The 14,555-nt window shown below is 64.3% G+C and carries 16 protein-coding genes; 7 read left to right on the top strand and 9 right to left on the bottom strand.

Annotated features, from left to right (window positions below; all coding sequences use genetic code 11):
• Positions 1 to 8 precede the first annotated feature (8 nt).
• The 5 genes from RX331_RS14055 to RX331_RS14075 all read right to left on the bottom strand — a co-directional run bounded on the left by RX331_RS14055 (position 9) and on the right by RX331_RS14075 (position 4,513).
• Entirely contained in the window at positions 9 to 1,076 is a 1,068-nt protein-coding gene (locus RX331_RS14055; RefSeq protein WP_317257117.1) for a threonine aldolase family protein, read from the bottom strand.
• A 107-nt stretch (positions 1,077 to 1,183) separates the two neighbouring features.
• Entirely contained in the window at positions 1,184 to 1,783 is a 600-nt protein-coding gene (locus RX331_RS14060; RefSeq protein ID WP_317257118.1) for an addiction module antidote protein, read from the bottom strand.
• 102 nt (positions 1,784 to 1,885) lie between these two features.
• Entirely contained in the window at positions 1,886 to 2,503 is a 618-nt protein-coding gene (rpsD, locus tag RX331_RS14065) for a 30S ribosomal protein S4 (protein ID WP_317257119.1), read from the bottom strand.
• Between the two features lie 254 nt (positions 2,504 to 2,757).
• On the bottom strand, positions 2,758 to 3,534 hold the full coding sequence (locus tag RX331_RS14070) for an acyltransferase (RefSeq protein ID WP_317257120.1): 777 nt from the start codon (positions 3,532 to 3,534) through the stop codon (positions 2,758 to 2,760).
• A gap of 199 nt (positions 3,535 to 3,733) precedes the next feature.
• Positions 3,734 to 4,513: an HpcH/HpaI aldolase family protein gene (locus tag RX331_RS14075; RefSeq protein ID WP_317257121.1), complete on the bottom strand. Its 780-nt coding sequence runs from the start codon at positions 4,511 to 4,513 to the stop codon at positions 3,734 to 3,736.
• Between the two features lie 164 nt (positions 4,514 to 4,677).
• Between RX331_RS14075 and RX331_RS14080 the strand changes: the two genes are divergently transcribed.
• On the top strand, positions 4,678 to 5,430 hold the full coding sequence (locus RX331_RS14080; RefSeq protein ID WP_317257122.1) for a ThuA domain-containing protein: 753 nt from the start codon (positions 4,678 to 4,680) through the stop codon (positions 5,428 to 5,430).
• 17 nt (positions 5,431 to 5,447) lie between these two features.
• On the opposite strand, the gene murI is transcribed toward RX331_RS14080, so the two are convergent.
• On the bottom strand, positions 5,448 to 6,236 hold the full coding sequence (murI, locus tag RX331_RS14085) for a glutamate racemase (RefSeq protein WP_317257123.1): 789 nt from the start codon (positions 6,234 to 6,236) through the stop codon (positions 5,448 to 5,450).
• 311 nt (positions 6,237 to 6,547) lie between these two features.
• On the opposite strand from murI, the gene RX331_RS14090 reads away from it, so the two are divergent.
• Both RX331_RS14090 and RX331_RS14095 read left to right on the top strand, forming a co-directional pair.
• On the top strand, positions 6,548 to 6,892 hold the full coding sequence (locus RX331_RS14090) for a cupredoxin domain-containing protein (protein ID WP_317257124.1): 345 nt from the start codon (positions 6,548 to 6,550) through the stop codon (positions 6,890 to 6,892).
• Between the two features lie 20 nt (positions 6,893 to 6,912).
• Positions 6,913 to 7,746 (top strand): FTR1 family protein, encoded by an 834-nt coding sequence (locus tag RX331_RS14095; protein WP_317257125.1) that lies wholly within the window; start codon positions 6,913 to 6,915, stop codon positions 7,744 to 7,746.
• Here the strand turns inward: RX331_RS14095 and purB are convergent, their stop codons facing one another.
• The 3 genes from purB to RX331_RS14110 form a co-directional block, all read right to left on the bottom strand.
• Positions 7,747 to 9,054, bottom strand: a complete 1,308-nt coding sequence (purB, locus tag RX331_RS14100) for an adenylosuccinate lyase (protein WP_317257126.1) — start codon at positions 9,052 to 9,054, stop codon at positions 7,747 to 7,749.
• A 163-nt stretch (positions 9,055 to 9,217) separates the two neighbouring features.
• The gene (locus RX331_RS14105; RefSeq protein ID WP_317258122.1) at positions 9,218 to 9,862 is read right to left on the bottom strand and encodes a response regulator transcription factor; all 645 of its coding nucleotides are present in this window, start codon (positions 9,860 to 9,862) and stop codon (positions 9,218 to 9,220) included.
• 38 nt (positions 9,863 to 9,900) lie between these two features.
• Positions 9,901 to 11,271, bottom strand: coding sequence for a sensor histidine kinase (locus RX331_RS14110; RefSeq protein ID WP_317257127.1), 1,371 nt, complete (start codon positions 11,269 to 11,271; stop codon positions 9,901 to 9,903).
• A 200-nt stretch (positions 11,272 to 11,471) separates the two neighbouring features.
• Between RX331_RS14110 and RX331_RS14115 the strand changes: the two genes are divergently transcribed.
• The 4 genes from RX331_RS14115 to RX331_RS14130 all read left to right on the top strand — a co-directional run bounded on the left by RX331_RS14115 (position 11,472) and on the right by RX331_RS14130 (position 14,466).
• A complete protein-coding gene (locus RX331_RS14115; RefSeq protein WP_317257128.1) occupies positions 11,472 to 12,227 on the top strand; it encodes a MotA/TolQ/ExbB proton channel family protein in 756 nt (251 codons plus the stop codon).
• Entirely contained in the window at positions 12,217 to 12,891 is a 675-nt protein-coding gene (locus tag RX331_RS14120) for a hypothetical protein (protein WP_317257129.1), read from the top strand. Before RX331_RS14115 ends, RX331_RS14120 begins: the two co-directional genes overlap by 11 nt.
• Positions 12,884 to 13,492, top strand: coding sequence for a hypothetical protein (locus RX331_RS14125; RefSeq protein ID WP_317257130.1), 609 nt, complete (start codon positions 12,884 to 12,886; stop codon positions 13,490 to 13,492). The genes RX331_RS14120 and RX331_RS14125 overlap by 8 nt, the downstream gene beginning before the upstream one ends.
• A 362-nt stretch (positions 13,493 to 13,854) precedes the next feature.
• Positions 13,855 to 14,466 carry a TetR family transcriptional regulator gene (locus RX331_RS14130; protein ID WP_317257131.1) on the top strand — a complete coding sequence of 204 codons (612 nt, stop codon included), beginning with the start codon at positions 13,855 to 13,857 and terminating at the stop codon, positions 14,464 to 14,466.
• Positions 14,467 to 14,555 lie beyond the last annotated feature (89 nt).

Raw genomic sequence — 14,555 nt, forward strand, 5'->3', positions numbered from 1 at the left:
AGCCGGCTTTAAGCCCCGCGCACGATTTCGCGCACGAGGCCGACAGTCTCCTCGATCATGTCGGCGCTGACGTCGAGATAGGTGCAGGCGCGGATGCGGCCGTCCATCATGGCGAGCAGTACGCCGCGCTTGCGCAAGGCCTCGACCATCTTGTTGCCGGGAACGCCGGCGCCGTCAGGCTTGAAGAACACCAAATTGGTCTCGGGCTCCTGCACCTCGATGCCGTTGATCTGCGACAGGCCCCGTGCCAGCGCCCGCGCATTGGCATGATCGTCGGCGAGGCGGTCGACGTGATGGTCGAGCGCATAGATGCAGGCCGCGGCGGCGATACCGGCCTGCCGCATCGATCCGCCGAGCCGCTGCTTCCAGCGCCAGACCTCGTCGATGAAGGCGCGGCTCCCGGCGATCGCGCCGCCGATCGGCGCGCCGAGGCCTTTCGAGAAGTCGATCCAGGCCGAGTCCCATCCCGCCGTCATGTCGCGCGCCGATATGCCGGTCGCGACGCAGGCATTCAGCAGCCGCGCGCCGTCCATATGGGTGATGAGCCCGTTCGCCTTGGCGATCTGCACAACCTCATCCAGCGCGGCCTTCTTCCAGATCGTGCCGCCGCCAATGTTGGCGGTCTGCTCGACGCTGACGAGGGTCTGCGGCGGCTGGTAGCGCGAGCGCGGGTGCAGGGCGGCGCGGAACGTTTGCGGGGTAAACTGCCCGCCATCGCCGGGTAGTTGCGTGACCTGGAAGCCGCCGAGCGCCGCATGCGCACCGCCTTCGCGCGCGATGATATGCGCGGTCGCATGGGCTAGAAGCTCGTCGCCCGGCCGGCAATGGGCCAGCGTCGCCGCGACGTTGCACATCGTGCCTGACGGCATGAACACGGCGGCCTCCTTGCCGAGCAGCTCGGCGACCCGTTCGCAGAGCAGGTTCACGGTCGGATCGTCGCCGATCTGCTCGTCGCCGACCTCCGCCCGCGCGATCGCCTCGCGCATCGCCGGTGTGGGACGCGTCTGCGTGTCCGACAGCAGGTTGATGCGGATGGGTTCAGCCTTGGGATCGCGCGGGGCAGGGGTATAGTGCATGGAGGATTCTCTCGCTCACATTGTTATGGGCCAGCAGAAGCACGCATTTTGGCGCTTGTTACGACGACGTTCGGGTTAGCGTCGCATGGGCGCTTCCGGAGCGCCAGTCAAGCTACTTCGGTCTTGTCGATAGGTTCAGCAACGAGCCGAAGTCCGAAAGAGTTGATTACTTTTCTGATTGTGTCGAATTCAGGCTTTGTCGTACCGCTCAGCGATTTGTAGAGGCTCTCTCGGGAGAGGCCGGTCTCCTTCGCAACCTGAGTCATGCCTTTGGCCCGGGCGATCGTATCGAGTGCGTCGCAGATGAATTCCGGATCGTCCGTTGCCAGCGCCTCGGAAAGGTAATCGGCCATTGCCTGCGGGCTCTTCAGGTAATTTGCGGCCTCGAATTTCGAAATCTTGATCATGGCGGTCCTCTCACAATTCAGCAGCAATTTCCTTCGCTCGCTTGATATCCTTGGCTTGGCTCGACTTATCTCCACCGCACAGAATGACGATGATCGTTCTTTCCATTTGCTTGTAATAGACGCGGTATCCCGGCCATGATGGACGCGCATTTCGCTGACGCCTTCGCCGACTGGCTTGACGTCGCCGGCGTTCCCAAAGCGCAGTCGCGCTACGCGCGAAGCAATTTTGGTCCTGGCCCTTTCATCTGCGAGATCTGAAAGCCATCGATCGAACTCATCGGTCGTCAGTATCTCGAACATGACGTATCCTATAGGATACAATGCGCCTTCGTCAATAACTCCCCTCAAACAAAAAGGCCCCGGTAGAACCGGGGCCTTCGATAGCTCGGAGCTGAAAACCGATCAGCGCGAATAGAATTCGACGATCAGATGCGGCTCCATCTGCACCGCGAACGGCACGTCCGACAGCGCCGGAATGCGGGTGAACTTCGCGGTCATCTTGGCGTGATCGGCCTCGATGAAGTCGGGCACGTCGCGCTCGGCGAGCTGGCTGGCTTCCAGCACCGGTGTGAGCTGCTTGGAGGCTTCCTTGATCTCGACGAGGTCGCCCGGCTTGAGCTTGTAGCTCGGAATGTTGACGCGGCGGCCGTTCACCTTGATGTGGCCGTGGTTGATGAACTGGCGAGCGGCAAACATCGTCGCCACGAACTTGGCACGATAGACCACGGTGTCGAGACGGCGCTCGAGGAGGCCGATCAGGTTCTCGCCGGTGTCGCCCTTCATCCGGCCGGCCTCGACATAGATGCCGTGGAACTGGCGCTCGGAAATGTTGGCGTAATAGCCCTTGAGCTTCTGCTTGGCGCGGAGCTGGACGCCGAAGTCGGACAGCTTGCCCTTGCGGCGCTGGCCGTGCTGGCCGGGGCCGTATTCACGGCGGTTCACAGGGCTCTTCGGGCGGCCCCAGATATTCTGGCCCATACGGCGATCGATCTTGTATTTCGCCTCACTGCGCTTTGTCATCGCGTCCTCTGCGTACGTTTGAGTTTTGAGGAAACGCGCCCTCCTGTGCACCGGCAGGGCCGGGGCCGACAGATCCGCCTCGAAAGCTCGGGGAGAACCACGGGTCGCGAAACGCATCGCGGGCCGAAACCGGCCCGCGAGCAAGCGGGGTATTAAGGAGAAACTGCCGTCCTGTCAACGAAAAGGGGTCCTTCCAGGCCCGTCATTCCGGGGCGCCTCGAAGAGGCGAACCTGGAATGACCGCCAAGCGGTGGTCAGGTCGCGACCGCCCGGACGGGTTTGGGCTCGGTTTGCCGATTCGCGCGCAATTCGGCGGCAATTTCCCCGTTCAGCACCTGTTCCAGCCGGTTCAGGGCCTTGGCCATTGGGGCGGCGTCGGTAACCCGGTGATCCCAGCGCAGCACCACCTCGATGGTCTGGTCGGGCTTTTCCACCCCATAGCTCAGGACGAACGGCCCGGGGCTGACGGCATGGAGCTGCCCGGCGCCATAGGCGGCCACCGAGGTGACGCCAAAACTGCCGAAATAATTGGCCCGCTGGCGGCCGAAATTGAGCCCGATCGCCCAGAACAGGCGACGCAGGGGCAAAGGAAGCCGGGTGGTGCGCAGGATCTTGCGAAACGCCGGCACCTCGTTGATCGGGGCCGTCTTGGCGTGCCGGATCAGCGCGTCGACCTCGGCAAGCGATAATTCATCCGGGGCGGCCACCTTTTGCGGCAGCACGCAATCCTGCCCGTCCTCGATCCGGGCGATCGCCACCATCGCGACGCTGCGCGGCAGTTCATAGAAGGCGGGCAGCGGCCATTTGACATAGAGGGTGCGCAGGATCGGCTGTTCCTTCGCCACCAGCGCGAACGCCTTGACGAAGATCGCAGCCCAGCCCGGCCGCTCGGCGGCCTGGGCGCGGGCCTCCGAGAGGACGCGGAGGTTGAGGGGGCGGGTCAGCGAAACAAAGGGCACGCGGATCGAGGCGTGCATGAGGTCGGCGACGAGGCGGCGCGGCAGTGTGATTTTTCGAACCGTTCCGCGCATGCTCTGCCCGGGTCTCCACAATAGGCAAATCAGAAACTGGCTAGCCGCGGCGAGCGGCCTGCAGGACCTCATCTAGCACGAACAAGGCGATTTGACGCCAGAAGGTTCGCACCCCCGAGCGCCCCGCCAGCGCTCGACGTGGCCTCCGAGGGCGGCGCAAACCTCGAGGATTTCGAGGGGCTTGCCGCCATCTCGTTACCTATCGCTTGATTCCGTCCAGGCTCGCCGCGATGCCGCGCTGGAACAGCGACCAGTCGAAGCCGAGCGCCAGCGCCACATAGCCGCGCGCGATCATCGCATTGGCCTGCTCGGCGGTGCGGGCGACGCCGCCGATCGGCACGCCGCTTTTGAGGATGCCTTCCTCGGCGCGCTTCATCAGCGCCACCACCTCGGGATCATCGGGCAGGCCGCGCTTGTTGATGGAGGTCGCAAGGTCGCCCGGGCCGATCACCGCGAGGTCGATGCCGGGCGTCGCCATGATCTCGTCGATGCGGTTGACCGCCTCGACATGCTCGATGGTGATCATGCAGATCATGTCGTCATCAGCGGTCGCCATGTAGTCCGCCATCGAAACGCCCCAGCGGAACGGCGCATGGAACGGACCCCATAGCCGGTCGCCCTTCGGCGGATAGCGCACGTTGCGCACCGCCTTTTCGGCCTCAACCCGGCTGCAGATCATCGGAAAGTTGATGCCGAGCGCGCCGAGGTCCATCGGCGCTTTTGCCAGCGACGGCTCGTTGGCGGCAATCCGCACCATCGGCACGCAGGGCGTGCCTGATGTCGCCGTGATCATCGCATGCGCTGCGCCGAGATCGATCGGCCCGTGTTCGAGATCGATGATGATCCAGTCGATGCCGGAACGGCCCATGATCTGCACGGTCTGGATCGAGGGAATGGTCGCGATCGCGCCGAAGGTCGGGCGCCCCTCGCGCCAGAGCTGGCGCAGGCGGTTGAGCGGCGCAGGCTTTGCGGAGGTCACAGCGGCAACTCCCTGCTGAAATGACTGCATATCATTCGGCGAGGGGACCATAGGGGCAAATTCACGACTTATCGAGCCACTTTGTTTTTGCGCGGCGTCATGATTTCAGACGCCACCGTGCTAATCTTGTTCCGCACGATTGCTTGGGTTTCGTGGAGCGGACCGTGAGACGACGTGAGTTCATCGCGCTCCTTGGTGGCGCGGCGGCAGTTCGGCCACTCGGCGCGCATGCGGAGCGTCCGATGACAAAGCGCGTTCTTTATTTCAGTCACTCGGCCGGCTATCGGCATGAAGTAATACCGCTTTCCAAGACAATCCTGACGCAGCTCGGAAGCAATTCGGGTGTCTTTGAAGTCACTGCAACGGAAGACACCTCTGAACTTTCAGCCGAAAATCTCGGACGCTACGTCGCCGTGATGTTCTACACGTCCGGCGAACTTCCGATGAGCGATGCGCAAAAGACAGCTCTTCTCAACTTTGTCAGCTCGGGCCATGGGTTCGTCGGTATTCATTCGGCGACGGACACGTTCTACACTTGGCCGGACTACCTCGATCTGATCGGCGGCTATTTTAATGGTCACCCGTGGCATCAGAGCGTGACCATCGACGTGGTCGATCCTGGCGATCCCCTAGTGGATTTTCTCGGGAATTCGTCGCGAATAGAGGACGAGATCTACCAGATCAGCGACTTCGATTATCTTGGATCAAACGTGTTGCTGCGCCTCGACCCAAGCTCGGTGGACCTTGGCAAGAGCGGCGTGCATCGACGATTCTATGGTTGGCCGCTCGCATGGACCCGCCTCTATGGCGAAGGACGCGTATTCTACACGGCGCTCGGCCATGAACCGTCGGTTTGGCAAGATGCTCGCTATCAGCGGCTGCTCACCAACGCCATCCTCTGGTCGATGCGCAGATAGCCCTCGGGGTCGGGCCGTTACACCAGCACGCGTCCGCCGAAGAACGGCATCAGCGCGGGGGCGAGCGTGTGCGAGCGCTGGGAGGTGAAGATCATCTCGGCGCCGGCGTCGTCGTTGGCCCGGCCGGGTGAGCCGAGCAGCGCCGATACGCGCCGTGCGATGGCGGGCGCCGGATCGATCCAGTCGACCGGCCATGGTGCGAGCCGGGTCATGCGGTCGAGCAGCAGCGGATAATGGGTGCAAGCGAGCACGACGGTGTCGGTGCGCTCAGCGCCTTGGCCGACGAAGCAGGGGGCGAGTTCGGCGACAATATCGGCATCGCGGACGTCGTTGCCGCTGAGGGCGGATTCGGCGAGTGAGGCGAGTTCGCCCGATCCCACCAGCGTCACCTCGCAGCCTTGCGCAAAATCCTCGATCAGGCGGCGGGTATATTCGCGCTTCACGGTGCCCCTGGTGCCGAGCACGGACACGCGCTTGCTCTTCGAACTGGCGCAGGCCGGCTTGATCGCCGGTACGGTGCCGACGAACGGCACGCTGTAGGCGCTGCGCAGATGCGACATCACGAGCGTGGAAGCGGTGTTACAGGCGATCACCACCAGCGCGGGAGAATGCCGCGCGATCAGTTCGCCGATCAGCGGCACCACGCGGGCGATGATCTGTTCCTCGCTGTGATGGCCGTAAGGAAAGAACGCGTCGTCGGCGACATAGACATAGTGCGCGTCGGGCCTGGCCCGGACGATCTCGCGCAGGACCGTGAGGCCGCCAAGGCCGGAGTCGAAGACGAGGATTTTCGGCGGGGATGACACGCTGTGACCTTAGTTGATCCGCGGTTACTGTTAGGTTGCTACAACGGCCGGCGAGGGGGTCGCTAAGGTTGTCGACGGCATCAGTGACAATTTGGAATGATTTAATTCGGCTTGGCAAGGCCGGGAAACTGCTGGGATCGTGACCGAGGCCGCCACCGGCGGCATCGGCTGGAATACCATAGCAGCCCTGCCAAGCAGTTGCACTGTTTAGAACTTCTCCAACTTATACCCTCGTTTTGCCCCTTCACGCCATGGCTGCCGGCAGAGTATGCCAGCGCCGGATATCGTCAGCCATATTGGAAAAGCCAAGCATGTCCTTCCCGAAGCTCACCCTGTTGGTCGCCCTTGCGCTCGTCTCATTGGCCGCAGCCGGCCCGGCAAGCGCGCAGAGCGCTACCGAGATCCAGCTCAGCTACAAGGACAAGAAGTTCGACCCGGCGGAGATCAGCGCGCCCGCCAACACGCCGATCGTGATCAAGCTGAAGAACCTCGATGCCAAGGCGATGGAATTCGAGAGCAAGACCTTGAAGGTGGAGAAGGTGGTCGCCGGTTCCAGCGACGCCACCATCAATGTCCGCGCGCAGAAGCCGGGCCGTTACGAATTCTTCGACGAGTATAACGAGAAGGTGGCGCGCGGCGCGCTGGTCGTGAAGTAAGGAAGAACAAGAAGCCGACCGTGATCGCAGCCCTGATCATCGTTTTTCGTGAAGTCTTCGAGGCCGGTCTGATCATCGGCATCGTGCTCGCGGTCACGCGCACGGTGCCGCACCGCAACGGCTGGATCGGCGGGGGCGTTGTCGCGGGCGTCCTTGCGGCCTGCGTGGTCGCCGCCTGTGCCGGCGCGCTGTCGAACCTGTTTGCCGGCATGGGGCAGGAGGTCTTCAACGCGGGCATCCTCGCGCTCGCCGTGGTGATGCTCACCTGGCACAATGTCTGGATGGCGCGGCACGGCAAGGAACTCGCCGGCGAATTGCGCGCGGCGGGGCAGGCCGTGGTCGCGGGCGAGAAATCGCTGCTGGCGCTGGCCGTCGTGGTCGGCGTAGCCGTGCTGCGCGAGGGCAGCGAGGTCGTGCTGTTCCTCTACGGCGTGCTGGCGACCGGTAATGACACAGGATGGGGTGTGGCGGTCGGCGGCTTTGCCGGGCTGGTGCTCGGCGCGCTGGTCTGCTGGCTGACCTATGTCGGGCTCTTGCGGATTCCGCCGCGCGCGCTGTTCACCACCACGACGGTACTGATCGCGCTGCTGTCGGCCGGCATGGCGGCGCAGGCGACCGCGTTCCTCGAACGGGCGAACTGGCTGACTGCGCTCGACGGTGTCGTCTGGGATTCGAGCTGGCTGCTTTCCGACTCCAGCCTGCTCGGCAAGGCGCTGCACACGCTGATCGGCTATACCGACCAGCCCACAGCAATGCAGCTCACCGTCTACCTGGCGATCCTGGCGGTGACCTTCGTGCTGATGCGGCTTTACGGCGCCCCGGCGAAGGGCGCGACACCTGCGCCAGCCGAATGATCAGCTCTCCCCGAACACCCGCTTGAAGATCGTGTCGACGTGCTTGAAGTGATAGCCGAGGTCGAACTGCTCCTCGATCTCGGCATCGGTCAGGTGCTTCTTCACATCAAGGTCTTTCTTGAGCAGGCTTTGGAAGTCGCCTTCGCCGCGCCAGACCGGCATGGCGTTGCGCTGGACGTATTTGTAGGCGTCCTCGCGGCTGGCGCCCTTCTGCGTCAGGGCGATCAGGAGCCGCTGCGAATGCACGAGGCCGCCGAGGCGGTCGAGGTTCTTCTGCATGTTGGCGGGGTAGACCAGCAGCTTCTCGATCAGGCCGGCAAGCCGCATCAGGGCGAAGTCGAGCGTCACGGTGGCGTCAGGGCCCATCATGCGTTCGGCGGAAGAATGCGAGATGTCGCGTTCGTGCCAGAGCGCAACGTTCTCCAGCGCCGGGGTCACATAGGCGCGCACCATGCGCGACAGGCCGGTGAGATTTTCCGACAGCACCGGATTGCGCTTGTGCGGCATCGCCGACGAGCCCTTCTGGCCCTCGGAGAAGAATTCTTCCGCTTCCAGAACCTCGGTGCGCTGCAAATGACGGATTTCGATGGCGAGTCGCTCGACCGAGGAGGCGATCACGCCGAGTATTGCAAAATACATCGCATGCCGGTCACGCGGGATCACCTGGGTCGAGATCGGCTCGGGGACTAGGCCCATCGCCTTGGCGACATGCGCTTCGACGCGTGGATCGATCTGGGCAAAGGTGCCGACGGCGCCCGAGATCGCGCAGGTCGCGACTTCCTTGCGCGCGGCGACGAGGCGCTCGCGGGCGCGGGAGAATTCCGCATAGGCGTAGGCCAGCTTGAGCCCGAACGTAACAGGCTCGGCATGGATGCCGTGGGAGCGGCCGATGGTCGGCGTCATCTTATGCTCGAAGGCGCGCTTCTTCAGCGCGGCCAGCACCTTGTCGAGGTCTGATAGCAGGAGATCGGCGGCGCGGGTGAGCTGCACGTTGAGGCAGGTATCGAGCACGTCGGAGGAGGTCATGCCCTGGTGGACGAAGCGCGCCTCGGGGCCGACGATCTCGGCCAGATGGGTCAGGAAGGCAATGACGTCGTGCTTGGTCTCGCGCTCGATCTCGTCGATCCGAGCGACGTTGAAGGTGGCGTCCCTGGCCTTGGCCCAGATCGTCTTCGCCGCTTCCTTCGGGATCACGCCCAATTCCGCCAGCGCATCAGCCGCATGCGCCTCGATCTCGAACCAGATCTTGAAGCGGGTCTGGGGCTCCCAGATGGAAGCCATTTCGGGGCGGGTGTAGCGGGGGATCATCGAAAACTCCGGACGGGCAGGGGCGCGCGAGGCGGTCCCCGGCCGATTTGTTTTTACGCCGCGCTTTAGCAAATTGCGCCGGGGGAAGCCACCCGTACGGCCCACGGACAGGGGAAAACCGGGCCTGCGGCAGAGGCCGAAAGCCCACCGGTAAATGCCGCTGCTACAGGCTGGCCAGGCCGCATTCCACGGCCAACCGGACCAGCTGGGCGTCGGTCCGCATGCCGGTCTTGGTCTTGATCAGGTAGTGATAGTTCTGCACGGTCTTCGTACTGAGATTGAGGTTCGTCGCGATCTGTTCCGTGGTCGCGCCGGCCGCCAGCTGCCGTAGGATCTCGATTTCCCGTTCGCCGAGCTGGTCGAGCAGCGAGCGTGAGGGGGACAGGCTTTCCATCGCCAGGACGCGGGCAATGTCATCGCTGATCGCCTGCTCGCCGCGCACGATCGAACGGATCGCCCGGATCAGTTCGGCCGGGGCGGAGCCCTTGGTCACATAGCCATTGGCGCCGGCATTGAAGGCGGCCTTCACCTGAGCGGCCTCGCTATGCATGCTGAAGACAAGAATACGGGTTCCGGAACTGCGGGAGTGGATGTTCCTGAGAGCCTCGAGCCCGCTGGGCCCCGGCATCGAGATATCCATCACCACGACGTCGGGGACATGCGCCTTGAAGGCCCGGTAGGCATCGGCCGCGTTGTCGGCCTCAGCCACCACATGAAAATCGTCCTGATGTTCGAGGACGCGCCGGTAGCCCTGCCGGACGACAGGATGGTCGTCGACCAGCAGGATCGAAATGCCTTGAGTTGACATCGCTTGGGTCGAAACGCCCTGAGTTGGTGAGGTGGTCATCAGGCCGCAAGCGGGATCGTGGCGGCCACGCGCACCCCGCGATGGGCGTCCGCAATCGACAGCGAGCCGCCCAGTGCGGTGATCCGCTCGCGAATGCCCGTCAGTCCGAAGCCGGTCGACGCCGCAACCTTGGCGGCGTTGCCGCCGCCGTCGTCCTCGACATGGACCAGCAGCGCGTTTTCCGCGCCGCTGCGCCGCTCGATCCGCAGCACGATCTCACGCGCCGAACTGTGCCGCAGCGAGTTGGTGAGGCATTCCTGGGCCACCCGGTAGGCCGCCGCAGCGACCGCGCCACGGACGTCGGCGAGGTCGCCCTTGAGATCGAGCTGGATCATCGGCTGCGCGGGATTCCGCGACCGCCAGCCGTCGACGAGGTCGATCAGGCAGGCCTCCAGCCCAAGTTCCTCGGCCGGCGGATGGCGCAGGCGGTTTAGCGTGTCCCGCAGGCAGGCCATGATCCGGTGGGTAGCCTGTGAGATCATCCGCGCATCCTGCGCCACCTCGTTCTCGCCATGCTCCAGCGCGCTGGCGGCCTCGATCGTGTTGGCAAAGGCGAGGATCGCGGTCAGGTTCTGCCCGAACTCGTCGTGCAGCTCGCGGGCCAGCGCGCGCCGCTCGTCGCTGCGGATTTCAAGCAGGCGCCGCGTCAGCGCGGCACGCTCTTCGGTCGCCAGCGCGAGGCGGTCGCCAAGCTCGCCGACGGCCTGGCCGATCATAGCAAGTTCCACCGAGCGGAAGCGGGGCAGCTGTGTCCGGTACTCGCCGCGCGCCATCCGCTGCAGGGCGGTCACGATCTGCCGCGCCGGCGCCAACGTATGCGCAATCGCCAGCGAGGCGAGCAGCGCGATCGCGACCGCCATCAGCAAAGCAAGGTGGATGTTGTCGAGCACGTGCTGCCACGCCAGCGCGATCGCGGCCTGCGGATCGGCCGTGGCCGAGATGCTGCCGGCATTGGCGGCGCGCGCGCTGATGGGACGGACGACCGGGGCGTGACTGCCAAGCACGGTCTCCACCGTGGCTGCGAACCAGCGCGGCGGGGTCTGGCCCAGACCCTTGCTCTGGCCGCAGAGCGGCCTTTCGAACGCACCTGATGGTTCGATCCGGACGCAGATGCCGGGCGAAATCAGGCTCATGGTCTGAATGGTACGCCATTCCGCCGTCGGCACGAGCTGCTCGCGCATTCTGCTGCTGCGGAGCAGCAATTCGCGCCAGTACAGCGCCTCCAGTGCGACCGAGACGCGCTCGGCCGAAGCGGCCGTGGCGCGGTCGACGCTGCGGTAGGCATCGATCGTCGCCCAGATGGTGGCGGCCCCGAGGCACAGGATGACGACGATGAACAGGCGGGCGACGAGTTGAAGCACAAGGCGCATGCGATCACTCCGCGGGCAGTGCCGGCGAGCCTAACAGCACCGCCGACCGGTGCCAAATTGCAAGCGGGGCGGGAGGTCCAGCTTGGGAAATTTTCCCAGCAAACCCCGGGCATATCTCTTTGGACGGCGCTGCAACGGCTGATCTAACAAAGGTTCGGTGCCGGCCAGAAGGTGACGGCTTACAGGAGCTGTGTGCAGGCATGAGTGTCACGGCAAGCGCCGAAACCATTTCCTCCGCGGACACCTCGGAGCGCAGCGTTCTCCTGCTATGGATGATCTTCACCGGCCTATCGGTGTTCGCCTGCGTCGTGCTCTGGCGCTACGGGCTGCTTCACCTGATGGTCGTCTCCGACCGCACCTATATTTCGAGCGTCATCGCCGTCCTCTACTTCGTCACGTGCTTCCATTGCTTCTGGCGGAGCCGCGCAATCGCGCGCGAGGGCGAGATCGCGCGGCGCTGCCGCGCCATCCTGTCGGCGCCGGGCGGGGCGAGGGCGCTCGCCGACGCGCATGCGCTGCCGACGGGGCTGGTGCCGGATCACATCCGCAGCCTCGTGCAGAAGGCGGAGGCGCAGACCGCAGGACGGATCGACCAGACGCTCCTCCTGCGCTCGCTCGCCGACCGCCTGCGCGGCTCCAACGGGTTTGGTGCGTTCGTCTCCGATACGCTGATGAAGCTCGGCCTGCTCGGCACTATCATCGGCTTCATCATCATGCTGGCGCCGATCGCAACGCTCGATGCGGCCGACAAGGTCGCGATGAAGTCCTCCATGGGGCTGATGAGCGACGGCATGGCGGTGGCGATGTACACGACGCTGGCCGGCCTGATCGGCTCCATCCTCGTCAAGATCCAATACTACATGCTGGATGCTGCGACCCAGCGGGTGTTTTCCGACGCCGTCGTGTTGACCGAGACGCATGTCACGCCCGCGCTGGAACGCCGCCATGATGGATGATTTCGGCCTCTATCCGCGCGAGGAGCCGTTCGATCCGCTCGGCGTGATGCTGTTCAAGGCGCTGCAGGTGATCGCGTTCTTGTTCTTCCTGGCGCTGCTGGCGGTCTCGCCGGATGCCAAGGACGGCAAGATCGATTCCAACGCCGAGTTCATCATCACCATGGACTGGCCGGACAATCATCCTGACGATCTCGACCTGTTCGTGCAGGATCCCGCCGGCAACATCGCCTGGTACCGCCGCCGCGAGGCTGGCTTCCTCACCCTCGACCGTGACGACCGCGGCGGCGCCAATGATTTCATCGTCGTCAATGGCAAGAAGATCCCGTCGCCGATTCGCGAGGAGATCGTCACCGTGCGCGGCATTGTGCCAGGCGAGTACACCGTCAACGTCTCGCATTTCCAGGCCACCACCGGCCAGCCCGTCACCGTGAACGTGAAGGTCCAGAAGCTCAATCCGACCGCGCAGGTGATCTTCGACAACAAGCTGACCGTCGACCACACCGGCCACGAAAAGACCGCGCTGCGCTTCTGGCTCGATGGGGAGGGCAAGGTGATCGACGTCCAGCAGCGGCCCAAATCGCTGATGGAGACGTTCCGCAACGTCCGCGCCAACGGCGCCGACATCGATCCGAAAACCGGCGTCAGGATGCCGCGCCGTGAGTAACCTGCAATCAGTCGTCCTCACGCTCTCCATCAGCTACGCGCTGATCGGCGCGCTGCTGCTGGTCGTTCTAGTCTATGCGCGGTTACCATGGCAGGCCAAGGCGGTGGCGGTGGTCGTGACCAGCGCGTTCTACATTGCAAGCTTCATTGGCGCGCGGGGCCTCCTTGGCTGGGCGACGATCGACCGCCTGCCGGCCACCTTCAAGGTGCTGCAGGTCCGTATCGTGGAGCCGCATTCGCTGGAGGGCGATCGGGGCTCGATTTATCTCTGGGTCGAGGCGCTCGACGACGGCAACCGGCCGAGCGGCATCCCGCGGGCTTACCGCCTGGCCTATACCGACAGCCTCGCGCAGAAGAGCGACAAGGCGGCTTCCGAGATCGCCGCCGGCCGGCCGCAGGGCGGCCGGGCCGCCGATTTCGGCGACGGCGGGGGCAGCCTGCTGCAGGCCGCCCGGGAATACATCACGCCCGGCACCATCCTGGACACGTCCGGCGGTGATCCCTCGACAGGCGGGGGGCTGCTGGCCACGCCCCGCGACGGCGACGAGGTGTCCTTTACCCCGCTGCTGCCGCCGCGGATGCCCCCGAAAGATGAGCAATAGGAGGTCACCGGCCGGTGTCCGGCTCTTGGACCACCCCGTTACCTCACGGATTATTGTCTGACAGATATTGAAATCTGTCAGCGCGAGATGCTATATGCATTTCCGACGCCGGTACTAGGGCGTTACCCGGCCCAATTGGTTCGGAGCCGGGGACTTGCAAAGGACTACCGTTATGACGACCCATCTCATTCAACTTGCGACCCAAATTCAGCGTTGGCTTGACCAGAGCGTTGCTCGGCATCTGGCCGCCCAGGCCGAGCGGTTTGAGCCGGCGGCGAAACATTAACCCCACCCGGGGTTTACAGGGGCAGTAGTAGAGGGGACTAGATGACCAGCCGTCCGATCGCATCAAAGGTGCGCGCATGAACGAAGTCGTGGTTCTGACCCCCGAACGGATTCTGGAGGTTACTGAGGACGTCTTGCGCCGCTATGGCCTCGCCAAGGCGACCGTAGTGGACGTTGCCCGTGCGCTGGATGTCAGCCACGGCAGCGTCTATCGCCATTTCCCCAGCAAGGCCTCGCTGCGCGAGGCGGTCGCCAAGCGTTGGCTCGACCGCCTCAGCGCGCCGCTGCTCAAGATCGCCGAGAGCGAAGGCCCGGCGTCGGCGCGGCTCGACAAGTGGCTGCGTACGATGTTTGCGATCAAGCGCGAGCGGCTTGGCGACGATCCCGAGATGTTTGCGACCTACCTGGCGCTGGCGCGCGAGGCTTGCAAATCCGTGAGCTGCCACAAGGACTGCCTGGTCGATCAGATCGCGCTGATCCTCGCCGACGGCGTCAAGCAGGGCGCTTTCGAGGTCGCCGACATCAAGGTGACCGCGCGCGCCATCTTCGACGCCACCAGCCGCTTCCACCATCCCGCCCATGCCGAGGAATGGAAGGAACCGGGCGCCCCGGCGCGGATCGATGCGCTGTTGGCGCTGCTGCTCAAGGGTCTGGAAGCGCCGTGCAAGGCTGACGCTCCTGTCAATTGATCGCCGTTCCCCGCCGCACAGCCGGCGTGCCTTCCTCTGATTGCAATCCGCAAGCCGCCTGTTGTTTGATATCCATCAAGGCACGCGCA

Origin of the sequence: Bradyrhizobium sp. BWA-3-5 (assembly GCF_032917985.1) — a bacterium.
Lineage (GTDB): Bacteria > Pseudomonadota > Alphaproteobacteria > Rhizobiales > Xanthobacteraceae > Bradyrhizobium.